Genomic DNA, 23,008 nt, shown 5'->3' with positions numbered 1-23,008 from the left:
TTATCTTTTAGAACATGCGCTTAGGTGAGAGTAAAACCCGTTTTACTCAAACATCTGGTTGAGGACCAAAGATGCCCTCGAAGAAGGATCCCAGTGACGATAATCAGGTCGACCTGTTCCTTCCGCAGTTGACCACCCTGCCCCTGCGCGACCAGCGCGAGACGATGGAGCGTCCTTTCTTCTCGCTTTCTAAGCGCAAGCGCTTGAAACCCATCGATTATGTGAGTCCCGATCGGAAGGTGACGGTGCACGTTAGCGCCAACTCCGAATACGGCTTGGCAACTATCTACGATCTCGACATCTTGATTTACTGCGCGTCGGTGTTGATCGAGCACAAGCGGCGAGGGACGAATGATATCCCTCAGACCCTGCACATCGTGCCCTATGATATGCTCACTACTTTGAAACGTGATGCGGGCGGTCGCGAGTATGAGCTCCTCGGAAATGCACTCGACCGATTGCAGTCGACGACCGTAAAGACGAATATCCGCTCCGGCGACGCCGTCGAGACAACATTCTCCTGGATCGACAGCCACAGCCAGCTCAAGGATAGCAAAGGCCGGGTCCATGGTATGCGTATTACCCTTGCCAAATGGTTCTATGACGGCGTCCTAATGGAGGGCGGCGTTCTGGCGATCGATCCGGCCTATTTTTCGTTGACTGGCGGTCGCGAGCGTTGGCTCTATCGCGTTGCGCGCAAGCATGCTGGCGGCGCGGGTGCCGAGGGCTTCTCCATCTCCATGCCGACGCTTTTCGAGAAGTCAGGAGCAGAAGGGGACTATCGCCGGTTCAAGTTCGAAATGGCCAAAATCGTGCGCGAGAATGGGCTGCCAGGCTACGCCCTCGAGTTGATTCACCGTGAAGAGGGCGAGCCGATGCTGCGTATGGTGCGACGCGATCTAGACCCAAAGGGAGGTGCCCTCCCCTCTCCCGCTTCTGATAATGGCGTCGCCAAACCTGGCAAGACGCCTAAGGCCGACAAGGAAGAGCCCATCCGCTTTCCCGAACAAGGGCAGATCAATTACAGCGCGTTCGGAGCCATTGCTCGCGCTAATCTGCCACAGCCGCAGCGTGATCATTCAGTCGTGGCAGATGAATTCCGGTCGTTCCTGAAGTCCCGCGATATTGCATTCGACGCGAAGAATATAACCACGATCTTTGCTTCCTTTTGCGCGAAGCAACGCCCAGCGAATTGATTGTCTGATGAAGGGCCACGCTTCACCTCCCTCACACCGAACGTTGGCGTTCCTGAAATCCCACGCGTCGGGAAACGATTGAATTGCCGGCGCAACAGGCGCCCACTCCCCTCTTCATTCTTGGCTAGGATCCAGCGGTTTCGCTTCAGTTAGGCGGATCTCGTCACTTTCTACAGATCCTTGCTTTCCAGCGTGCTGTCTTCGCAGTCGGTGGGCCCTGCTCGTTCTGTGTCTCTGGCAGAGCGTACCCATTGTGTGCTCAAGCCGGGATTTCAGGAACGGGTGGGAAATGGCGAAGACCGAAGAAAATTTGGCGGGCCAAAAGATGGATCATAACTTCACCATCCCACCCCACTGTCCGAAGCGGTCTTAGCACCGACCAACAATGATCTCGCGAGGCTGAGCGACAGTTGGCCCCTCCAAAAGATCTGCCGCCAAACCCAAGCATATCAGCTTCATTCGTCCAGTATCAGCCATCCGATCTGTTCCGAAACGACGAACGCCGCAGCGCGTTCCTGAAGTCCCGAACTGGAGGGATGAAAAGGGCGTTCCCGATATCCCGTAGAAGTCTTGAGCAAGTGGCGGGGCTGTTCCTGAAATCCCGTGGACGACTGCTGCAACCAAACAAACTCACGGATTGGGCGAACATTGATGCGAAGCCAACGGCACATCCATAAAAGTCGCGATCGCAGTTCGTCATGAAAGTGCCCCCGTTCCCGAAGTCCCGTAAGTGGACAGCAGTGTTTCGCGGTTTTTGGATGGCACATGGGGGATAACAGCCAGGATAGGCCTTCCGAAAGATGCAAACCGTGTATAAGTCACGGAAAACCATGGCATAATCCTCCAGTAAAACGTGTTTTACCAGACAACGCCGCGGATCCTCGCCGGATGGCCCTCACGGGACTTTAGGAACGGCTGTCGGGACTTCAGGAACCGAATCACGGGAGAATAGGAACGCTGCTTCCGGGACTTCAGGAACGATCAGGCGGGACTTCAGGAACGGGTCTTTCTCCACGACTCGCGCTGACTCCACGATTCGCACTGTAGCCATCGACTGCTTAACTTCTTATAGATTCTCTAAACCTCTAAGATGCGCCTGAGGGCGCCTATCTTATGGAATTTTGTAGATATAATGGGCCCAACAAACAGCTGTGGAAAGGGAGGAACCTAGGTGCCTGACCCTCGGGCGAGATCCCTTGGTGGGCAAGCATAAGTTTACCAACCACACCTGCTGCAACACCACGCCTATTCTAGGCCTCCTGTTTGATTACCGTCTAGCTGGCGTCCGCCACATGAACGAAATCGAATGCCGATGTGCAGTGTGGATTTCTAGGGAAGGCACGCGCACACGTCTTCCGGATTGTCCGCGATGCGCCATCGTGGACACGGCAAGGAGACCACGCCGCTGACCGCGATCATATAGCTACGAAAGCTTGCCTGACCCGTCCGCTCGACAAGCAGCCCTATGGCCTCGGCAGTGGTCCGCAGCTTGATCGCGCCGGCCGACGTCAGCCCGAACTGCTTAGCGACCTGGCTGCTGGTGATGGCGGGACGCGCCATGGCGAAGAAGATCAACTCCTTCAATCTGCCCGTCCGTCGCCGATCGCGGATATGACCGGCGGCGCGGTGGCGTAGGCGCGTAATCGGAGCCCAGTTCGAGGTGCGCGTTGGCGCCGGCCAGGATGGCACCGAGCCAGAGATGATCAAGCTCGGCGCCCTGGGCGATCTTCCATCGGCCACCCGCCAGTTAAGACCCAGCGCTGTCAGTCCGCCGTGGGACCCTTTCCAGCGTCCGGGACCCCAGCGATCGCCGATCAGCAAGCTGGCGACGGCATCGCCGCGGGCGAGGGGAGCAAGCTGGCGCCACAGCGCGGCGATCCGGCCGGCGTGGAGCAGGGGAGGGGAGGGGGAAATAGCTTGGCATGCCTGCTCCAGGCCTCGATCGCGGGAACCAGCTCCCAAACCGCACGACGGCTCGGGACACGTTCCTCATGCCGATCGCCGTCGGCGCCGAGCCAGGCCAGCAGGGCGGTGGGATCGGCCATCAGCGCTTCCAGGCTGATGGACGTGCCGATGGCGTGCTTCCAATGGGTCAGGTCATAGGCACCCGTCACGACCCGTCCCCGCGCATCGACCGTCACCGCCTCGTCAGGCAGTTCATAGGCATCGATTGCGGCGAGCGCCTGCCGTTCGGCCAGCGCCATTCGGGCTTCCCACGGCCCCCGAACCGAGACGGTTCCGCCGCGCTATCGGGCGACGCTGGTTCGCAACCGCTTCCATTATGCGCCGGCGCGCCATCTGCTTGTGGCAGCCGTTCACAGCAAGGAGGGGCTGGTAGCCGGGCAGTGGGAGCAGATTTTCCGCTTCGCGACGCGGCCCGCGCGCGTCGCGTCCCCATCCGGGTGCGCCGCGGGGTCCGAGCCAAATTAGCGGACCTGGTGACGGCGATCGCAAGGATCGGCTTGCGGCAGCTTGAGGGCCAGCGACGGATGCTGGACGCGGTCAGCAAGCAATTGGAGCGGGCCAGGTGGGACTACGCTTTTGTGTATGCGCGCAATATGGTGCGCAAGTCGCGCGTGGCGCTGGCGCGCGAGGTGCGGATCCGTCGTGCGGCTGCCAGTGTCGGCGCAGGGACCTTGACGCAGACCTGCTTGCGAGGTTTCCAAGAGGCGCTGTTCTATCTCAAGGAATCCGGGGTGGCGGACGATGTGACTTTGGTCCGGCGTTGCGATGGTGATCCTTGGAAAGGTTGCTACGATGACGTTGATCTTTTGCGGTCGCGGCTCATCGAGCGTTTTGCTGATCCTGTCTTTCGTATCCCGCTCGATTTGCGCAGGTAATGCACTGGTACTGGCCGGAAATGGGCCATTAGCCGCTATTTTGCCCTCAGAAGCCCGTAGAGCGCATTAACGGCCTATCGGCACCCACACCTATCCGAGGCGCGGTTTTCGCGCTCCAAGTGGCCTTTGCGGGTACCTTTCTTTTCTCGTTCAAAATCAATACCTTGCTGGCATTTTCAGGCCGATCGTCGCGGTGCCTGCCTAAATAGCCGGTCCAGCGCGTCAAATTTCTCTTTCACCGGGCGTGTCGCCGATGCGACGCTCGCATTGCTGTGCGATCGACCGGGTCATTGCCTCGATGAATCCGAGCGGGCCAGCAGGCGATCGATATCGGCCATAGCCGAGTCATGTTCGGCATAAGGGTTATCGGGCACGTCTTCATGCTCTGTCGGCGTGACGATGGGCGCACGCCGGGGCGGCAGGGCGCGGACGACCGTCTGGTGGCGGTGCAGGCTTGTTTCCGCCAAACCCGCTTGGACGAGGGTGGCCACGAGATCGCGTACGCCATTTTTCGAGACGGCGAGGGCCTGCTCGATCTGGAGCGGGCGCAGCGGCCCAAGGCTGGCGAGCAGCCGGTACAGCAGTGGGGCGCGCGAGGTCGAGCGCAGGCCGGATAGGGGGTGCTGCATGTCCTGCACACACGCATGGGCCGCATCCAGCTGATCGCTCAGCCGCTGCGCGGCTTGCCCGGCGGCCTCGGCGACGAGGATCGCGCGCTCACGGGGCCACAACTCGGGCCGCAGCGCTTCCGCGCGCACGGATCCGGGCAAGGGGAGGGGGCGGGAGCCTGGGTTGCTTCGCGCGATCAGCGGGCCGGCCATGAGATCCAGGGCCCACAGCGGCGCTCCGGCCCTTGTCTGTTCGAACACCATCGGTCCAGAGGGCAGGGAAAGCAATTGGCGGTTCCGCTCGGCGGGCGCGAAATGCGGCGAGTCTGCGGCCGCCGCATGCAGATGATCGAGCGCGGCGAGCGGCCAGTCGCCTTCGGTGGGCGGGGTAAGGGGCTCGGCCAACCCGGCTGCCTCGGCGACAGCGAAGGCGGGCAGGATTTCGGCGGCTTCGGCCCGGTCGGTCCGGTCGAAGCGCGCCGCGGCGCGGATCTGCGCGGCCGCTTGCGCCAGTGGCGTCCATGCAGACAAAGAGAGCTCGGACAGCAGCGTTTCGGCCACGAGCGACGCGGGTGCTGCGATTGAGGCTGTCGTGTCAGGCGCCGGCTCAAGGCCGGAAAACCACGCTGAAAACCAGTCCCCGGTGCCGGAAAAGCCAGATTGCGCGAGGGAGTCGATTAGCAGCAGGCGGATCAGCGCGGCGCAAAAAGCATGCGCCACGGGGGCGGGCACATGGGCCAACCGACCTTGAAGGAGGCCCCAGGCCAGCGCGGCGCACACCCGCGCCGCCATGAGCGCGTCGAGGGGCGCGTCTTCGTCCGACTGGAGCGGATGCATGGCGGTCGATGGCGCTGAAAGGTCCTGCATCTCCAAGGTCTAGTTAAATTGATTTAACTGCACCAGCCCTAGCGCGCCATTTTTCGAACTATCGATAATAGAAATTTATCGATAGTGACATCGATATTTTCGCTGCTATGCTCCCGCCATGCGTGTCGTTTTCCCAATAAGACCGGACTCCGCGCTGTCCGCGGTTTTAGGCAGGTCACTTTTCCCAATAACCCCGGATTCTGAGCCAACAGCCAGACGGAACGGCGAAAGGGCGCTGACTCGCACGGATCGCCAGCGCAGTCTTGCGTCCGCGCAGGCCGGGAATATGCTCGAAACGACACCATGAGCGCAAAATCAGCCTTGCGAAAGCGGACGCAGACACAGCACCTTCCTGCGCCAAAAGCCGCGGTCTCCGCGGAGATTGTGACGGTCCTGGCACCGGGCGAGGCCAGACTGCCGCACCGGCGGTCCGGTTCCGCGCAGGATCGCGAAGCCCAACTCGTCGCCTTGCTCCAGGAGCTGACGGGCGAAGACACTGCCCTGGACGCGCTCGCCTTCCGGAAGAGTCTGGAGGCGCGGGCACGCGCCAGCATCAAGGCGCTCGCGGTCGATCTCGACTGCTACGCGCGCTTTTCGGAGAAACAGGGTGGGATTGGCTTGCCTGCCAGCGAAACGCGGCTCGTGGCCTATGTCGAGTATTGCGAGGCGCGTCGGCTCAAGCCTGCGACCGTTTCCCGGCGCCTGTCCTCGCTGGCGGTGGCCCATCACTTCCTGGGCATTCCCAACCGCGTGGGCGCGGGTGTGGTTCGCGATGCGCTGCGTGGCCTGCGGCGCCGGGTCGGGGTCAGCCAGCGCCAGGCCGGTCCCTTGCGCTTCGGTGAAGGCATCGGGCGCGAGGCGGTCAAGGGGTTCACGCTGTCGGTCCTGCTCGAAGCATGCTCGGGCGATGTCGTCGGGCTGCGCGACGCGGCCCTCCTGTCGCTGGGCTATGATGCGGGTCTACGCGTGTCGGAGCTGGCGGCGGTGGAATTCGACCGGATCGAGCCTCAGGACGACGGTTCCGGTTTACTCCAATTAGCGCGTTCGAAAACCGACCAGGAGGGGCAGGGGGCCTTTGTGTGGCTCTCGCCCGATACGATGCGGCGCGTGAGCCTATGGATAGAGGCTGCCTCGATCCGTACGGGCGTCCTGTTCCGCAGGGTGGCGGTGACCCGGACCAAGGCGCGTGAAGCGCGGCGCGAGCGCACCATCGGCGATCTTGCCCTGCACGCGCTCGTCGATCGCGAGCGCATGGCGGCCCAGCCCGCGCGTTCGGCGACCGCGACCTACAAAATTGGCGAGGACGCGCTCACACCCGCCGCCGTGCGGCTGATCATCAAGCGGACCGCGCTGGCCGCGGCCGATCAGGGTCTCGTCGATCTCATGGGCGCGAATCTGGCCCAAGCAGTCAAGGCGCTCAGTACGCATTCGCTGCGGGTCGGCCTGACCCAGGACCTGTTTGCCCATGGCGAGGATGCGGGGCCGATCGCGCAGGCGTTGCGCTGGACCTCCACCGCGACCGCGCTGCGATACGGTCGCAAGCTTGCGCCCTCCTCGAACGCGGCCGCCCAGATGCTGAAAGGTGTGAGAAAATGATGCCGTTGCGACGAAATCTGTCAGTCAGACGAAAGGGCCATTGGGCACCCGATGCAGTCTTCTTTGTCCGTTCACACAAGGGCGACCAGGAAGGGGAGGGGGCGACCGCTTTTCTGTCGATGCGCAGCGTGCTGGCGATTGAGGCGTGGATTGCGGCAATGGCCGAGCTGCTCAAAGTTCCTGATATGTCGGAGGGGCCGCTGTTTCGGCGGCTGTTCGTCAAGCGTCTGCCCCCGGTTGACCCCACGGTCGTCAAAGCCGCAGCGCGGCGCCATGCGGCGGCGCTACATCTCGGGCTGCAGCGCCTGCTGCCCGACGCTGTGGTTCCGAGGCGCTGGGGCCGCGATCCGCTGACGGTGGTGACGCTCGGGACAACGGCACTGCGACCGCAGGCGGTGAGTGCAATTTTTAAGGCGCGGGTGCAAGGCGCGTGGGAGAAAGGTTTGCTTCCCGATCTTACCGCCGAAGAGGTGGCAGAGTGGGTCAAGGGGGGGGCCACGGAACCAAGAAGCAAAAAGTGCCGCTAAGCAACGCACTGATTTCTTTTGGGAAAAAGCAGGATACGGCGCTAAGTGACTGATATGATTGGGGCGTGAGGTTTCTCGACCTTTCCCGCCGGGTCTGTACCCTTCTTACAGGGAGGGCCGAGTCGTGGATGCGCCGTTTCGACAATATCTTGGATGGGAGCGGTTCCCAGACCTGACTGCTCACGAAATTGCCGGTTGTTTCACTCTCTCCGATCTTGCGCGGAGAGCGGTCCTACGCCGACGACGCGCGCTCAATCGCCTTGGCGTCGCGTTACAGATAGGTTTTCTGCGGCTCACCGGAGCCCCGCTCAATTCCTTCGAGATCATCCCGCCACGGATCTTGGCCCACCTCGGCAACGAACTCGGCCTCCCCGCGCCCCGCCTTGCTTCCATCCGCGCCCTGTACCGCCGCCGGCGCACATTATTCGAACATCAGGCGGCGGCGAAGGAGGTCCTGGAATTACTCAATCTGACCGAACACGCGGAACGAGCACTCAATGGCTTTCTTCGGCGAGAAGCGGGCGAGAAATTCTCGCTGGAAGAACTGGAACAAGCCGCTCGCGCCTGGCTGGTGGAACATGACTATATCCAATTGCCCGGACGCCGACCGAGAAGTTTGGCAGTGGCGGCACGTCGTCATTGTGATGAAGTGCTCCTCACTCGCGCCGTGAGCGCGGTCGGCCTGGAACAGACAAAGGTCTGGCAAAGTGAGCTGTCGCAGACGATGGAAAACGGCAAGACTCGTCTCTGGAATGGTTACGGGATGGGCCTACGAGCCGAAAAACGAAAGGCCTCGCAGACCATATCGCCAAGATCGATTTGCTGAAGAAGCTGGGTGCCGAAAAGCTCAATCTAGGCTTGGCGACCGGAATGCTGAAGGCTCAAGCCCGTTCAATGCTTTATCGCAAGTCCTCCACTATTTTGCGAATGCGAGGCGAACGCAAGAGCCTTGAGATCGCCTGCTTTCTACGTCTGCAGCTGCTCCGTCTCACCGATAATGGCCTCACCATGATCGACTATCGGATTGCCAACCTCTGGCGCCAAGCCAAATCGCGCGCCGAGGCGACGGTCGAGGATGAGCTCCGCCGTCATCAAGCTCTGGTCTTGCAGCTCAACAGCCTTCTTGAAGATCAGAATCTGTCAGATGCCTCTGCTCGCGAGCAAATGCACGCAAGTTTGTCGCCGTTCCTTCCGACCGGGATTCATGGTCCGGCCACGAAGGTCGACCGTATTCGACGGGAATTGGCCACCGCGGGCAAGGCTACGAGGGAACTGCTAAACGCTGCGACGTCGATTAGTCTCAATGTTCCGCCTGCCCATCCGCTTGAACAAACGTTGGCAATTGTGGGTCGAGTAGCCCACGCGGAAAAGCCGCGCTTACCCGAAGGCACGCCCAATCCGTTTGGTCGGACATGGGCTTTTCTGATCGATCAACCCGATCGCGAGGCCGCGTTCAAGGCGTACCGGGCCGCAACGCTGATGCGTCGCATTGAAGCCGAAGGTCGATTACCAGCGGCGAACCGCGTCATTCTGGATCATTTTAGAAACTTGCCGGTCACCGGCCTGTGGGGTGGCGGAACTCAAGCATCGGCTGACATGATGAGCCTTGATGCATCCCGTCGTCTTTGGAATGCTCGGCATGACCCGCGGCGTCGCACGCCTGCGATCGGAACCTATACCCACGTGCTCGATCAATGGGCTATCCTGCATGATCAGGCCGTGGTGCTGAACCGACGACAAGCCGGGGCTGCTATCGAGGGAGCGCTTCGCCATGAAGCCGTTGATCTTCACCGCCTCGCTGTCGACACCCATGGTCACACCCATTTCGGGATGGCGTTGGCCAAACTGGTCGGATTTGATCTAGCGCCAAGGTTGGCTCGCCTGCACAAACGCAAGCTATACCTTCCCCGAGGCATCGATGTCCCTGTCAGCCTGCGTTCCGTCGTCAGCGAGACGGTTTCAATTCGGGCAATAACCCGAGGATGGGATGCGCTTCTTCGCATTACGGCCTCGACCAAGAACGGGTGGTGTTCGGCAACATATGTGCTGGATCGTTTTGGCAGTGCAGCTCGAGGTGACGAAGCCTTTCAGGCAGGTGGTGCCTTCGGCAGGCTTCTCCTCACCCGCTTTCTTGGCACCCACCTCGGCAATCCTGCCTTCCGGGCCATGAACGATGCACTCCTTAGCCAGGGCGAGTCTGTCCACACCCTGCAAAGGGCAATTTATTCTGGTCCAATTGGTCCTGGCCACGGACGAACGCCCGAGCAAATGGCGACGATATCGTCATCGCTGACGCTGCTGACCAATGTCATTATGACGTGGAACGCAAATCGGATCGGCGAAGTCAGTGCGCAAATGCCGGAGATGTTTCCCGATCACCAAATTAGACGGATTGCTCCCAATGCGCACGAGCACATCAACACCAAAGCCAGTTCGACGGGTTGAAGTTCTCAGCGGGATGGCCGGACGACGGCGTGCCTGGACGCTGGAGCAGAAGCTGGCGCTGGTTGCGGAGATGGAGCGTTGCGACAATGTCGCTGCCTTTGCACGCGAGCGGGATGTCAGCACTGCGCTGCTATACACATGGCGGCGGGAGCTGCGTTACGCGGTAGAGGCCAGCAAGATTCCGCCCCGTCACGAGCCGATGTTCGTGCCCGTGGTTGGCGAGACATCGCCGCCGGGTTCGCACGATGGGGTTGTAGAGGTCGAGGTCAGTGGTGCCGTTGTCCGGATCGGGCAAGCGGCCCGGACCGATCTGGTGGTAGCCGTTATCCAAGCTCTGCAGGGCCCAGGAATTGATGGTGATCGATGATCGGGATAGGGCCTGGTACGCGGGTGATGGTGGCGACGCGCCCGGTAGATTTTCGCAAGGGTGCAGATTCGCTTGCGGCGCTGGTTGGTGCTGAGTACGGCGGTGATCCTTATTCGGGCGTGATCTACGTGTTCCGGGCGAAGCGCGCCGACCGGATCAAGCTGGTCTGGTGGGACGGCACCGGCCTGTGCCTGATGGCCAAGAGGCTGGAGTCCGGCGGTTTCAAGTGGCCCGGCATCCAGGACGGCGTGATGCGTCTTACGGCGGCGCAACTGGGCGCTCTGCTGGAAGGTCTGGACTGGCGCCGAGTGCATGGCGGGCGGCGCCCGATTGCTCCGCAGATTGCCGGTTGACGGGGCTTTCGTCTGCTGATTCACTGCCCTCATGCTTATGGAAGCGGACCTTCCCAACGACGTCGAAGCGCTCCGTGCGCTCGTCCTCGAACAGGCCCGCGAGCTTGATGCTCTCAAGGTTTTCCAGGCCGAGGTCGAGCGCCTGAAGGCCATCATCGATGCCTTGCAACGCCACCGTTTCGGCCGCCGTTCCGAACAGCTCGATCCCGACCAGTTCGAGCTCTCCCTGGAAGAAGTCGAGACAGCATTAGCTCAGGCCGAGCAGGCCCGCGACAAGGCGAAGCGGACACCGGCGGATCGGCCGCGCAAGACCAACCGCGGATCACTGCCTTCCCATCTCGAACGGATCGAACAGGTTGTCGATCTCGAGGACAAGGTTTGCCCTTGCTGCGAGGGTTCACTCCACCAGATCGGCGAGGATGTGGCCGAGCGTCTCGATGTCGTGCCCACCACCTTTCGCGTGCTCGTCACGCGCCGTCCGCGCTACGGCTGCCGTTCGTGCGAGAGTGCCATTGTGCAGGCCCCGGCGCCGGCACGGATCGTCGAGGGCGGCATTCCTACCGAAGCGCTGATCGCGCAGGTGCTGGTCGCCAAGTACGCTGATCACCTGCCGTTGTACCGACAGGCACAGATTTACGCCCGCCAAGGCATCCAGCTTGATCGCTCGACGCTGGCCGACTGGGTGGGACGGGCGGCTTGGTACCTGCGCCCACTGCGCGACCATATCCTGGAGCGATTGCGGCGATCCGAGCGGCTGTTCGCCGACGAGACCACCGCACCAGTGCTTGATCCCGGTCGAGGGCGGACCAAAACCGGGCAATTATGGGCCTATGCTTGCGATGATCGCCCGTGGAGCGGCGATGATCCGCCGATGGTTGCCTATGTCTATGCTGCCGATCGCAAGAGCGAGCGGGCGGAAACGCACCTGGGCGACTTCGTCGGCATCCTGCAGGTCGATGGCTATGGTGGCTACGCCGCGCTCGCCCGGCGGCGCAACCAGATCCACCTCGCCTTTTGCTGGGCCCATGTGCGCCGCAAATTCTACGAACTGGCCGACAGCTCGCCAGTCGCCACCGAAGTGCTGCGCCGGATCGCCCAGCTCTATGCCATTGAGGACGAGGTACGAGGGCTGCCTGCCGAACAGCGCCGGTTGATCCGCAGTGGACGCAGTCGCATCATCGTCGATGACCTCCACCAATACCTCGGTGCGCGGAACCGCCAGGTAAGCGCCAAGAGCAAGCTCGGCGAGGCAATCCGATACGCGCTCACCCGTTGGGATGGCCTCTCCCGCTTCCTCGATGATGGCCGCATCGATCTCGATAGCAACACCGTCGAACGCTCAATCCGACCCCTCGCGCTCAATCGGAAGAATGCCCTGTTCGCCGGCTCCGATGAAGGCGGCGACAACTGGGCGGTCATCGCCACGCTCATCGAGAACTGCAAGATATCCGGTATCAATCCGCACACCTGGCTGACCGAAACGCTCGGTAAGCTGGCTGCGGGTCATCCGGCCAGCGCCGTCGGCGAACTCATGCCATGGACCGCCGTGGCCTGAGAACACCGGTTACGGTAAGTCGAGTGCGGCGAAGGCATCGATTAAGGCAGCGGGGTCGCTCGACGCGCGAAGTTCGCGTTCGATCTTGCCTACCTCATCGACGATACAGATCGCTGTCTCTTCCAACGAAACATCCAGTCCGGCATAGTAGCGCATGGTTGCTCCTCCTTATGGTTGTGGCCGCTCAACACGGACCACGTCTTACCATTTTGCGAGGAGCAGCCACCCAAGCGATTCAGGGTCGGCCCCAATCACCCCATCTGATCTTAGAAGTTAGGGGGGGTACACGCACTAATGCAGCGAGCTGGTTCATCCCCGACGCAGCGGACGCGATGAGGGCGCTTGCTGTCGAAGCTGTAAGCGTCGCCGGGCCCCAATATGCATCTCTCGCCATCGACGGTCAGTTCGAGAAAGCCGGATATAACGATCCCGCCTTCCTCGCCCTCATGAGTGAGGTTGATCTTCCCCGTATCGGCGCCGGGTTGGTAGGTTTCGGACAGGATTTGCAGCTGGCGCCCCACCAGGCTGGGTCCTACTTGACGTAAGGATACGGAGCCTTTGCCAATTTCCGTTAGTTCGGAGGCCTTGTAGAAAGTTCGGGGACGATCCGTCTCGTCCGTCGCGAAAAAGTCAGCTAAACTGACCGACATCGCATCAAGCACGCGCTTCAGAGCGCCGATCGATGGATTGGTGCCGTCCGATTCCATTAATGAGATGGTGGAATTGGTGATGCCGGCACGCTTGGCCAGCGCACGTTGAGAAATGCCAGCCTTCTCCCGCGCACGGCGTAGGCGCGATCCGATTTCCACTTCCGGCATCAAAACTACTCGTCCTGTTGCATATGTTTGATATATCGAACGTTTATCAGCGCATCCTATTGTAAATCAAGAACTTTCTGAAGGTCGGAAAACGTCTTGCGGGTTGCCTGAGTAAACGGTCAACATGTCGCTAAATTAGCGGATGATCAAATGAAGAAGTCTTAATAACAGCGTTGCTCTTGATGCCTACTGGATGCCGTTTACTCCCAACAGGAAGTTCAAAGCGGCGCCTCGAATGCTGGTCGAAGCAACGGGGATGCACTATCGCAGCGACGACGGACGCGAGATTCTCGACGGGACGGCCGGCCTGTGGTGCGTCAACGCAGGACATGGCCGTACGGAGATCGCCTCAGCAGTCGCCGCCCAGTTGGAAAGCCTCGATTACGCACCAAGCTTTCAGCTGGGCCATCCTCTCGCCTTCCGCTTTGCAGAACGCCTCTCCGAAATCGCGCCCCCCGGTCTCGACCGGATATTCTTCACCGGATCGGGCTCGGAATCCGTGGACACGGCGCTCAAGATCGCGCTCGCCTATCAGCGCGCGATCGGCCAGGGCACGCGCACTCGGCTGGTCGGGCGTGAGCGTGGCTATCACGGCGTGGGCTTTGGCGGCATTTCGGTAGGCGGCCTTGTCAATAATCGTCGCGCCTTCTCCACCCTGCATGGCGTTGACCACATGCGGCACACTCACGATCCCAGCCGCAACCTGTTGTGCAAGGGCCCGCCCGAACATGGCGCCGAGTTGGCTGACGATCTTGAGCGTCTCGTCCAGCTGCATGGGGCGGATACTATCGCGGCCGTCATCGTAGAACCCGTCGCTGGCTCGACAGGGGTGCTGCTGCCGCCGCAGGGTTATTTGAAGCGGCTGCGCGAGATAGCGACGCGGCATGGCATCCTCCTCATTTTCGACGAAGTGATTACCGGCTTCGGCCGTCTTGGTAGTCCCTTCGCGGCCCAGCACTTCGATGTGGTCCCCGATATTATCACGACAGCGAAGGGGCTGACCAACGGCGCCATGCCAATGGGGGCCGTATTCACGTCGCGCGACGTGCATGATGCCCTGATGCAGGGGCCTGAAGCCGCGATCGAGCTTTTTCATGGGTACACCTATTCCGGTCACCCGGCTGCTTGCGCGGCGGGCCTTGCAAGCCTCGACATCTATCAGCGCGAAGGCCTTTTTAGCCGCGCTGCTGAGCTTGAAGAGCATTGGCAGCACAGCCTGCTGTCATTGCAGACCGCGCCGCACATTGCCGATATCCGGGCCATGGGCCTTATCGCGGCAATTGAACTTGCCCCTCGGCCAGATGATCCAGGATCACGCGGATTTGAAGCATTCGTGGACTGCTTCGAAAAGGGCCTTTTGGTCCGCGCAAATGGCGACACGATCGTGCTCTCACCCCCGCTTATTATCAGTCGTGACCAAATCGATAGTCTCACACAAACTTTGCTCGACGTACTTAAACGAACGGCTTGAGATCGTTCTGAAATTTGTTTCGCAGTTTTTTTGTTCTGAGAGGAAGTCGTTATGAATACTCATTCGTTTCTACGCCCAATCGCCGAGCCCCAACTCCTGGAGGGCGCGTTCAGCGAAGATCAACGGCAGCGGCTTTTTTCCGTTCTTCGCGAGCAAGGGCCATGGACCACTATCCTTTCGCAGGAATTCAGTTCCCCTGAAGAGGTGATTGGTGCGACATCCGGAACACTCCCCGAAGGCTTCGTTCCCACATGGGACATGTTTTTGAGCCCTGTTTTCCGCGCCTTTCTCGGACGGGGCTATGCAAGCCTTTACCCCGAAATCGAGGACTGTTTCTATCACAGCAAGTTTCTTGAACTGGCCCGTGGTTATTGGGGTGCCAAATATGCAGCCCCCAACCTAATGCTTTGCAACATTCAGGGTCCGGCCGGCGCAGGCGGCCCGCCACATGTTGATGGCGCCGATTATCGTGGTGTGAACATTCAGAACACCCCGTCCTGGCTGATCGGCCTCATGACCAAATCCGGGTTGTTCCGCCATTGGCAGGTAAAGAAAACGCAGGTGCTGACCTGGTATTATAAGGGGCAGATCGGCGGCGGCTTTACCTATTGGCCGGATGGCCCGGACGGGCAGCCCAAGCAGCTTTATGCCCCGATGTGGGGCCGCGCCGCGGTGGTCGAGAATGAGGTCATGTATCACGGCGCAAACGCTTGTGGGCCGGAACACATGCGCAAGCCGAAGGGCCTGGCCATCAATTCAGTAATCGCAGCAGACCCCAATTCGGACGGTTGGCAGGTTACGACCGATGGCAAGGTTGTTCAGCAATTACCAGCCGACGAAATCCGCCTTCTGTTCCATTGGGGCGCGGATATGTACATGGATCTAAATGAGATGACGGTCGCGCTCGATCATAGCGATGATCTATCGCATGAGCAGGTCTTCGACATCTTCCTTTCGGAACTACGTGCTCGCGGCATAGCGTTCAAGACGCCGAGCGATCCGCTCCACGACCCTGAATTCATCCAGTTCCTCACGAGCGTATTCGAGCCAGGGCCGCCCACGATCATGCCTGCAATATATGATCAGGCAGCGGCATAAGAGGGATATGCATCATTCTGGCAGAAGAAAAACCTAATAGATGATCGCTGGATGCGCGCCGCTCGCGCGTCATCATCTTCTGCCAGAACACATCACCTCGCCAATAATTGAACAAACCAAGACAAAAAACTTGGCAGACGATATCATTTTAAGAGGGAGGCTATAACATGGCTATATATACAAGGCTTCGCGTCGGCTTATTATGTTCAGCGACACTGTTACCGCTCGCCATTCCGCAGAATGTGCAGGCGCAGGTTCAGGATCGCTCAGCTACGGCGCTCGACGCTAGCAACTCCCCTTCTGATGATATCGTGGTGACCGCCCAGCGTCGCGACGAGCGCGCGCAAGACGTGCCTATCGCCATCACGGCCTTTTCTCCCGAGCGCCTTCAGCAGCAAGGCGTGACGGAAGCGCAAAACCTGCAAGCCACCGTTCCTTCGCTGGTAGTGGGCAATAATGGCAATCCCTCGCGTGAGGCGCAGAGCTTCACGATACGCGGCCAAGGCGCCACCTTCCAAGCCTCCCCCGGTGTGGTGGTGTACCTGAACGAAGTACCGCTGCCCGCTCCGATTTCTACCCCTCAACAGGGCGGACCGGGGAATTTCGTCGACCTGGAGAACGTGCAGGTTCTAAACGGGCCGCAGGGTACTTTGTTCGGACGTAACACCACAGGTGGCGCTGTTCTGCTCGTCCCGCACAAGCCGACCAATGATTTCGAAGGCTATGCTCAGGCGAAATTCGGTAACTACGACAACAAGCAACTGGAAGGCGCGATCAATGTGCCGGTCGTGGAGGACAAGGTTCTCCTGCGCGTCGCAGGCGCCTATCAGGACCGTGATGGCTACACCTATGACGTGGTCTGGGACAAGGATCGTGACAATACGCACTGGTATTCCGGACGCATCGGCCTGACGCTCAAGCCATTTGAAGGCTTTGAGAACTACACGATGGCCTACGGAGCCAAGTCGAGCAACAATGGCACCGGACTTGTCAACACTGGTTTCAACGTCGCAGCATTGTCGGATCCGTCACTCGGCTTTTGCTACGAAGGCCCGACAATCCCTGGACAAATCGCTTCATGTGACGTGTACCGTGCAGCCGCTGCCGATTCAGAAGCACGCGGGCCGCGAAAGACGGCGCATGGCGTGGATTCCTATCAAAAGACGAAGACCTGGGGCATCACCAACACTTCTTCGCTCAATCTGAACGACGAACTTACGCTCCGCAATATCGTGAGCTACCAGCGTTTCACCTCGAACTACAGTATCGATAGCGACGGCAGCGTCCTCCAACAGCAGGATGATGACCCACGCCGTTATCCCGCGCCGGGCCAGGCCACGCTGCCAGGCGATGGAACGCCGCTAATCTATGTTAACGCCACATCGGCCCGCGTTCCCAGAGATGATTTGAAAGTCTTCACCGAAGAACTGCAGTTGCAGGGCAATCTGTTCGACAATCAACTGACATTGACGACCGGGGCATTCCTCTACGATCAGCGTCCCGTCAGGGAGCAAGGCGCGGGCGCGATCGCCTTCTGCCCGGCTGCGTTCACCGGCTTCTGCCCAAGCTCTGACGCCAGGTTTTCGATCACCAACAGGTCAAAGGCACTCTACGCACAGGCAACGCTGGATTTCGGCTTGCTTGTACCGACCCTGGAAAATCTCAAGCTGACCGGTGGATATCGCCATACCTGGGATAAGGTAAGCGGGTCGGCCAATTTCTTCGGACCCAACCTCAATCCTACACCTCAGGCGCCTGGCGCCATTCTCTGCTCGGCCACGAACACCCCTGCAGTCGATCCAAGCGAATGCGAGTTCAACGCCGTCCTTAAGACCAATGCCCCTACCTGGACCATTGGGTTGGACTACCGGGCCTCTGACGCCTTGCTCCTCTACGCAAAGGTCAGCCGCGGCTACAAGGCGGGGGGCATCAATGCCAATGCCGTCTTCCCGACCACCCGAACATTCCCACCCGAATATGTCACATCCTATGAGGGCGGTTTCAAGTCGGACGTCCGGGTTGCGGGCATGCCACTTCGTTTGAACGCCACCTATTATTATCTAAAATACAAGGATATTCAGCGGGCCACGGGTGATTTCAATCCTGTGACGCAGGCAGCTGGCGCTCAAGTTCTGAAGGCCGACGCCCGCATCCAGGGCGTAGAGGCGGAAGCTTCGCTAAGGCCGTTCCCGGGCGTGGAAATCGGCGGCACATTCAGCTATACCGACGCCAAATACGAGCGTTACGAATATCAGCCGAATGTACCGGTGCAGGACTGTTCGGGCAACTTCATCAGCCCGCCCGGGACAGCCGACCTATCCTGTCTGCCGTTCCAGTATGTCGCGCCGTACATCTACAGCATTCATGCCTCGGCGGAGCAGTCTTTGGGTGGCAATCTTGGGACGATTTCTTTCTTTGCGATCTACTCACATACGTCCTCGCAGCATACTGAGGGTACCGTGGTGCCGCCGAACCAGCCCGGCGAAAAGCTGGAGCCCTTTGGTACGCTGAATCTCTCTCTCGACTGGAAGAAGATCGCAGGAAGCAACCTAGATATCGGCCTGTATGGTACGAACATCGCCAACAAACTCTATCGCGTATCAAACAGCAACGTCTTCCCCTCCGTTCTCTACTCCGCCACGCTTTATGGCGAGCCGCGTATGTATGGCGTTCGCGCGCGCTACTCATTCTAGTGATCGGCGGCAGGCGCAGAGAAAGACCTTAAAACTGAATAGCAAATTTGAACAATCCAGTCACGCAGAGGCAAATCGATGAGCGAAACGTCCCTATATTATGTCAAGCTGATGGTCGGCGATGCGGAAGCTTTGGCGCCCTTCTACCAGGAAGTGTTCGGGATGAAGGAAACCCGGCGCATTCACAAGCCCGAACATGTGCGGCCTCATTTGGAGATTTACCTGTCGGCATCTTCGGCGGAGCAGCTGTGCCTGATGGAATATATCAACAAACCCGCGCCACAGCCTGGTGAAGTGCGAGTCGCCTTTACCGTTGGAAATGTGGACACGGTGGTGGCCGCTTCGCAGGCGAGAGGCGGCAGCATCATCCTGCCGGCCCAATCCATCGAAGAGCATAATTTCCGCTGGGCGACGATCGCAGACCCTGAAGGTCATGCAATCGAAGTCATGCAATTCGGTCTTTGATCATTCCGCACTACGCCGAGACATTCGGCTCTGACGAGGGAAAAACATGAGCAAGGCTTCCTTATATTATTTCAAGCTCACCGTAAGTGATTCAGAAGCACTAGCTGTTTTCTATGACAAGGTATTCGGTCTGAAAGAGGTTCGGCGCTTCGATGCGCTCGCACTTGATGATCCTCATCTGGAGATATTCCTGTCCACAGGCGAGGGCGACAATCAAATTGCCCTGCTGCATTATGTGAACAGGCCTGCCCCGACGCCCGGGGAAGCGACGATCGCCTTCATGGTCGAAGATGTGGATAGCGTCGTAGCTGCTGCACTGGCGGCGGGCGGCACCAGCGTCAGGGCGGCGGAAACGCTGGAAGAACATCAGTTCCGCTACGCCGTAATCGCCGATCCTGAAGGACATAGCATCGAGGTCATGCAATCGATGGCCTGACCAGGGTGCAGGAGGAAGCGGGGCATGGGTGTACGACATGCCCTGTCTTCCGTCTGAGACATGGCTGGTTTGCTGGACGGCGATCAATGGGCAAGCACGACGCCTGTTCAGGCACCACAGTTTAAAGCGTTGACTCGGGGCAGCCTACCTCCCGCAGGTTTCATGAAGGCGAACAGGAAATGGCGGAATTTGCTGCTATAGAAGAGCCGATGATGGGATTGCGCGGGCGCGCGGGGGCCATGCTGCTTCGGGCGACATTGGCACAGAATGTTGGAACGGGCTGCGCATTTGGTGGGCTCGGCGTGAGCGTCTTGGCATTCCAGGAACGGTTCCATGCCTCTATGGGCTGGGCTGCCATGGGTCTTTCGCTCACGGTCCTGACCATGACCGCACTTGGCCCTATGATGGCTCTTTTGCTGGCACGATGGGGACTTCGACGGGTCATGACAGTCGGGGTTCTGGTGTCTTTCACCGGCTATCTGCTGCTTGCCTTTGCCCCGAGCATAGCTGTTGCGCTGTTCGCATGCGCGGTATTCATTGGTCCCGGCGCGGCATTGTTCGCGGCGCTTCCTCCGGCGGTGCTGGCGGGCGGCTGGTTCCCACACGCCCGTGGTAGGGCGACGGGCATCGCCTATCTGCCTATCTTCAGCACGATCATCCCTGTCGTCGGCGTAGGCATCATGCAGCGATACGGCTTGGCGGGCCTCTATCTGTCACTGGCGGCGCTGCACCTCTTGCTATTGCCTTTGACGCTGAGCGTGGAGGAGCCGCCGCTGGATGCATCCGATGAGGCCGTTGTCGACGTGCCGGATGTCGAAGCCCGGCCCGGCGGCATTATGGGCACGGCGATATTCTGGGTCATCATGTTGGGATATGGGGTACTGAGCGGGATCTCAATCGCTGGCGCTGCCCATTTGCTGCCCGCGGTAGAGGAACATGGCGTCTCCGTGGAAATGGGGGCGGTCCTTCTTGCGATTTCGGGGGCAGCGAGTATCGCCGGTTCCTTGCTGGCCGGGATTGCATGTGATCGCTGGGGCTCTGCAAACACATTGGGGATCGCTGGACTCGGATTTTCGACTGGCTGGGGATTATTGGCAATGACTGGCTGGCTACCCGCTCTTACGGCATCCGCCTCTCTCATCGGCTTGGCCGGGGCAGCGATATTCCCGCCCATCAACGCCTTGTCGATTGAGGTGTTTGGGGTGGAGGCGCTGCCCAAAGTGCTTGGCTTGCTGGGCCTCTTCACCATCCCCTTCACTTTCGCCACGTCGCCGCTCGCGGGCTGGCTTCGGGATGTGTCGGGCAATTACCTCACCGTTTCGGCCGCTTTCGTCACCCTGTGCCTGGCGGGGGCGGCGGCCTTCTTCGCAATTGGCCGCCACCTCAGGGAAAAGGTCAGGGCTGAGCATATGTCGCATGCGTTGCAGTGATGCGGCCGCTTGCGTGAAACACATAAAAATACCGACTATAAGAATTGGAGCGAGCTCATGAGCGATGTGAAAATTACCATCCAGATATCCCCTGAAGCACTGAGAGAAAAATACCGTATCGAGCGCGACAAGCGTTTGCGTGCGGATGGTCCCAGTCAATATATCGATCCCAACGCAGTCTTCCGGGATTTCGACGCCGACCCTTATGTTGAACCCGGCTTTACGCGTTCCGCGATCGAGGAAGAGACGGAGGTCGCGGTCATCGGCGGCGGCTTTGGCGGACTGCTGACCGGGGCGCGGCTGCAGCAGCAGGGGATCAACGATTTCCGCATCATCGATCGCGCGGGCGACTTCGGCGGCACCTGGTATTGGAACCGCTATCCGGGTGCGGCCTGCGACATCGAAAGCTATATCTATCTGCCGCTTCTTGAGGAAACCGGCTATATCCCGACCGAGAAATACGCAAAGGCTGCGGAAATCTTCGCCTATTGCCAGCAGCTCGGCCGCCATTTCGACCTTTACGACCGCGCCTTGTTCCAGACGCAGGTGACGGAGGTTCGCTGGGACGACGCGCGCGCTCGCTGGCTGGTCCGCACCAATCATGACGACGTGTTGGCGGCGCGCTTCCTCGTTGTCGCGGGCGGGATCATGCACAAGGCCAAGCTGCCGGGCATTCCGGGGATCGAGACGTTCAAAGGGCACAGCTTCCACACCAGCCGCTGGGACTATCATTATACCGGCGGCAGTCCGACCGAGCCGATGGACCGGCTGAAGGACAAGCGCGTCGGCATCATCGGCACCGGCGCGACAGCGGTTCAGGCGGTGCCCAATCTGGCCCGCGACACGGAGCATCTCTACGTCTTCCAGCGCACCCCATCGGGGGTGGGGGAGCGGAATAACAAGCCGACCGATCCCGAATGGGTCAAATCGCTTCAGCCCGGATGGCAGCAGCGCCGGATCGAGAATTTCGAGACGCTGGTCAGCGGCCAGCCGGCGGATGAAGATCTGATCAATGACGGCTGGACCCAGATTTCAGGCGGTATCAATTTCGAAGGCGGTGCGGCGGACGATGATCAGTATGAGCTGAACGACTTCGCACGCATGGAAGCGATCCGCGCACGCATCGATGCAATCGTGCAGGATCCCGCGACGGCAGAAGCGCTGAAGCCCTGGTACAACACTATGTGCAAACGCCCGTGCTTCCATGACGAGTATCTGCAGAGTTTCAACCGCCCGAACGTCACACTGGTCGATACAAACGGCAAAGGCGTCGAGCAAATCAACGCCAACAGCGTAGTGGTGGACGGCGTCGATTATCCGGTCGATTGCCTGATCTACGCATCGGGCTTCGAGGTGTCGACCGGCTACACCCGCAGGCTCGGCTTTGAACTCTATGGCCGGAATGGGCTGGCACTGACGGATGCGTGGCGCGATGGGGCAGCGACCCTGCATGGCATGTATACGAAGGGATTCCCCAATCTCTTGATGTCCAGCCTCATCCAGGGCGGCACAGGCGTCAACGTTGTTCCGATACTCGATCAGGTCGCGATCCAGACCGCCTATACGATCAAGCGCATGGTCGATCAGGGCGCGCGGACGTTCGAACCGACCGAGCAGGCGCAGGAAAGCTGGCTCGGCGTGCTGTTCTCGCATCTCACGGGGAGCGCAAAATTTTCCACCGAATGCACGCCTGGCTTCTACAATAATGAAGGATCGATCGGTGATCCCAAAATGGCGCGCAACGCGCCCTACGCCGGGGGCACCATGAGCTATTTCGAAGAACTGACGAAATGGCGGGAGAAGGATCAGCTCGAAGGGCTGGAGATTTCTAAGCCATAGGCAGTGATGGTCAAACGGGTACGGCGTCGGTTCGGCTGGCAATCGACGCCTGAAATCATGGGCGATACAGTGATCCGCCGTAACCCGGCGGAGGATATTATCCTCACGATTGCCCGTTTATCAGAATGGCGACCGAAAGCGATTTCAGTGCGATCTCAAAGACCTGATACGAGCGCAAAAATCTGAAGCGGACTGTCTTTACGACGACGGCACGCGTTGAGGCAGGCAAGGTCTGGATCAACACCTATCGCGCGGTCAGCTTCATGGCACCTTCCGGTGGGGTGAAGCGCAGCGGCATCGGCCGCGAGAACGGGCAGGAAGCGATGGATGAATATCTCCAGACCAAAAGCGTCTGGATCGACCTTGGTTTGCCTGTTTCCAATCCCTTTGTCATTAGGTGATAC

Annotated in this window: 21 protein-coding genes and 1 pseudogene; 17 read left to right on the top strand and 5 right to left on the bottom strand. The window is 59.8% G+C overall.

All coding sequences use genetic code 11. From position 1 onward, the window contains the following. Nucleotides 1-71 precede the first annotated feature (71 nt). The gene (locus tag ACWNC0_RS06820; RefSeq protein WP_449470506.1) at nucleotides 72-1,196 is read left to right on the top strand and encodes a replication initiator protein A; all 1,125 of its coding nucleotides are present in this window, start codon (nucleotides 72-74) and stop codon (nucleotides 1,194-1,196) included. 1,329 nt (nucleotides 1,197-2,525) lie between these two features. On the opposite strand, the gene ACWNC0_RS06815 is transcribed toward ACWNC0_RS06820, so the two are convergent. Both ACWNC0_RS06815 and ACWNC0_RS06810 read right to left on the bottom strand, forming a co-directional pair. After that, nucleotides 2,526-2,780 (bottom strand): hypothetical protein, encoded by a 255-nt coding sequence (locus ACWNC0_RS06815; RefSeq protein WP_449470505.1) that lies wholly within the window; start codon nucleotides 2,778-2,780, stop codon nucleotides 2,526-2,528. A gap of 230 nt (nucleotides 2,781-3,010) precedes the next feature. Then, nucleotides 3,011-3,400 carry a hypothetical protein gene (locus ACWNC0_RS06810; protein WP_449470503.1) on the bottom strand — a complete coding sequence of 130 codons (390 nt, stop codon included), beginning with the start codon at nucleotides 3,398-3,400 and terminating at the stop codon, nucleotides 3,011-3,013. Nucleotides 3,401-3,634: 234 nt separating this feature from the next. Between ACWNC0_RS06810 and ACWNC0_RS06805 the strand changes: the two genes are divergently transcribed. After that, nucleotides 3,635-4,036: a hypothetical protein gene (locus tag ACWNC0_RS06805; protein WP_449470502.1), complete on the top strand. Its 402-nt coding sequence runs from the start codon at nucleotides 3,635-3,637 to the stop codon at nucleotides 4,034-4,036. Nucleotides 4,037-4,323: 287 nt separating this feature from the next. On the opposite strand, the gene ACWNC0_RS06800 is transcribed toward ACWNC0_RS06805, so the two are convergent. Beyond that, nucleotides 4,324-5,511 (bottom strand): hypothetical protein, encoded by a 1,188-nt coding sequence (locus ACWNC0_RS06800; protein ID WP_449470500.1) that lies wholly within the window; start codon nucleotides 5,509-5,511, stop codon nucleotides 4,324-4,326. Between the two features lie 384 nt (nucleotides 5,512-5,895). Between ACWNC0_RS06800 and ACWNC0_RS06795 the strand changes: the two genes are divergently transcribed. From ACWNC0_RS06795 to tnpC, 7 genes are all read left to right on the top strand, one after another. Further along, nucleotides 5,896-7,107 (top strand): integrase, encoded by a 1,212-nt coding sequence (locus ACWNC0_RS06795; RefSeq protein WP_449470498.1) that lies wholly within the window; start codon nucleotides 5,896-5,898, stop codon nucleotides 7,105-7,107. Further along, nucleotides 7,104-7,634 (top strand): hypothetical protein, encoded by a 531-nt coding sequence (locus ACWNC0_RS06790; protein ID WP_449470496.1) that lies wholly within the window; start codon nucleotides 7,104-7,106, stop codon nucleotides 7,632-7,634. The genes ACWNC0_RS06795 and ACWNC0_RS06790 overlap by 4 nt, the downstream gene beginning before the upstream one ends. Nucleotides 7,635-7,758: 124 nt before the next feature. Beyond that, entirely contained in the window at nucleotides 7,759-8,460 is a 702-nt protein-coding gene (locus ACWNC0_RS06785; protein ID WP_449470495.1) for a DUF4158 domain-containing protein, read from the top strand. Continuing rightward, entirely contained in the window at nucleotides 8,454-10,079 is a 1,626-nt protein-coding gene (locus tag ACWNC0_RS06780) for a Tn3 family transposase (RefSeq protein ID WP_449470493.1), read from the top strand. The genes ACWNC0_RS06785 and ACWNC0_RS06780 overlap by 7 nt, the downstream gene beginning before the upstream one ends. Next, the gene (locus ACWNC0_RS06775) at nucleotides 10,036-10,446 is read left to right on the top strand and encodes a transposase (RefSeq protein WP_449470492.1); all 411 of its coding nucleotides are present in this window, start codon (nucleotides 10,036-10,038) and stop codon (nucleotides 10,444-10,446) included. The genes ACWNC0_RS06780 and ACWNC0_RS06775 overlap by 44 nt, the downstream gene beginning before the upstream one ends. Then, nucleotides 10,443-10,799, top strand: coding sequence for an IS66 family insertion sequence element accessory protein TnpB (gene tnpB / locus ACWNC0_RS06770; RefSeq protein WP_449470443.1), 357 nt, complete (start codon nucleotides 10,443-10,445; stop codon nucleotides 10,797-10,799). Before ACWNC0_RS06775 ends, tnpB begins: the two co-directional genes overlap by 4 nt. A gap of 31 nt (nucleotides 10,800-10,830) precedes the next feature. After that, entirely contained in the window at nucleotides 10,831-12,354 is a 1,524-nt protein-coding gene (gene tnpC, locus ACWNC0_RS06765) for an IS66 family transposase (protein WP_438860449.1), read from the top strand. Between the two features lie 12 nt (nucleotides 12,355-12,366). On the opposite strand, the pseudogene ACWNC0_RS06760 reads toward tnpC, so the two are convergent. Continuing rightward, nucleotides 12,367-12,510: pseudogene (locus ACWNC0_RS06760) on the bottom strand (IS110 family transposase); the annotation flags it as partial. Between the two features lie 110 nt (nucleotides 12,511-12,620). Continuing rightward, complete coding sequence (locus ACWNC0_RS06755; protein WP_449470490.1) at nucleotides 12,621-13,172, bottom strand: cupin domain-containing protein; 552 nt, start codon at nucleotides 13,170-13,172, stop codon at nucleotides 12,621-12,623. A gap of 235 nt (nucleotides 13,173-13,407) precedes the next feature. Between ACWNC0_RS06755 and ACWNC0_RS06750 the strand changes: the two genes are divergently transcribed. The 8 genes from ACWNC0_RS06750 (at nucleotide 13,408) to ACWNC0_RS06715 (ending at nucleotide 23,005) form a co-directional block, all read left to right on the top strand. Continuing rightward, entirely contained in the window at nucleotides 13,408-14,643 is a 1,236-nt protein-coding gene (locus ACWNC0_RS06750) for an aminotransferase class III-fold pyridoxal phosphate-dependent enzyme (RefSeq protein WP_449470488.1), read from the top strand. 51 nt (nucleotides 14,644-14,694) lie between these two features. Then, a complete protein-coding gene (locus tag ACWNC0_RS06745) occupies nucleotides 14,695-15,741 on the top strand; it encodes a hypothetical protein (protein ID WP_449470486.1) in 1,047 nt (348 codons plus the stop codon). Nucleotides 15,742-15,908: 167 nt separating this feature from the next. Then, entirely contained in the window at nucleotides 15,909-18,434 is a 2,526-nt protein-coding gene (locus ACWNC0_RS06740) for a TonB-dependent receptor (protein ID WP_449470484.1), read from the top strand. 78 nt (nucleotides 18,435-18,512) lie between these two features. Beyond that, nucleotides 18,513-18,899: a VOC family protein gene (locus ACWNC0_RS06735; protein ID WP_449470482.1), complete on the top strand. Its 387-nt coding sequence runs from the start codon at nucleotides 18,513-18,515 to the stop codon at nucleotides 18,897-18,899. 46 nt (nucleotides 18,900-18,945) lie between these two features. Further along, nucleotides 18,946-19,335 (top strand): VOC family protein, encoded by a 390-nt coding sequence (locus tag ACWNC0_RS06730; RefSeq protein ID WP_449470480.1) that lies wholly within the window; start codon nucleotides 18,946-18,948, stop codon nucleotides 19,333-19,335. 179 nt (nucleotides 19,336-19,514) lie between these two features. After that, nucleotides 19,515-20,765: an MFS transporter gene (locus ACWNC0_RS06725; RefSeq protein ID WP_449470479.1), complete on the top strand. Its 1,251-nt coding sequence runs from the start codon at nucleotides 19,515-19,517 to the stop codon at nucleotides 20,763-20,765. A 57-nt stretch (nucleotides 20,766-20,822) separates the two neighbouring features. After that, a complete protein-coding gene (locus tag ACWNC0_RS06720; protein ID WP_449470478.1) occupies nucleotides 20,823-22,604 on the top strand; it encodes a flavin-containing monooxygenase in 1,782 nt (593 codons plus the stop codon). Nucleotides 22,605-22,786: 182 nt separating this feature from the next. Further along, entirely contained in the window at nucleotides 22,787-23,005 is a 219-nt protein-coding gene (locus ACWNC0_RS06715) for an aldehyde dehydrogenase family protein (protein ID WP_449470526.1), read from the top strand. Nucleotides 23,006-23,008 lie beyond the last annotated feature (3 nt).

Source organism: Sphingobium chungangianum (assembly GCF_977014255.1).
This window is presented reverse-complemented; position numbering and strand designations above follow the sequence as displayed.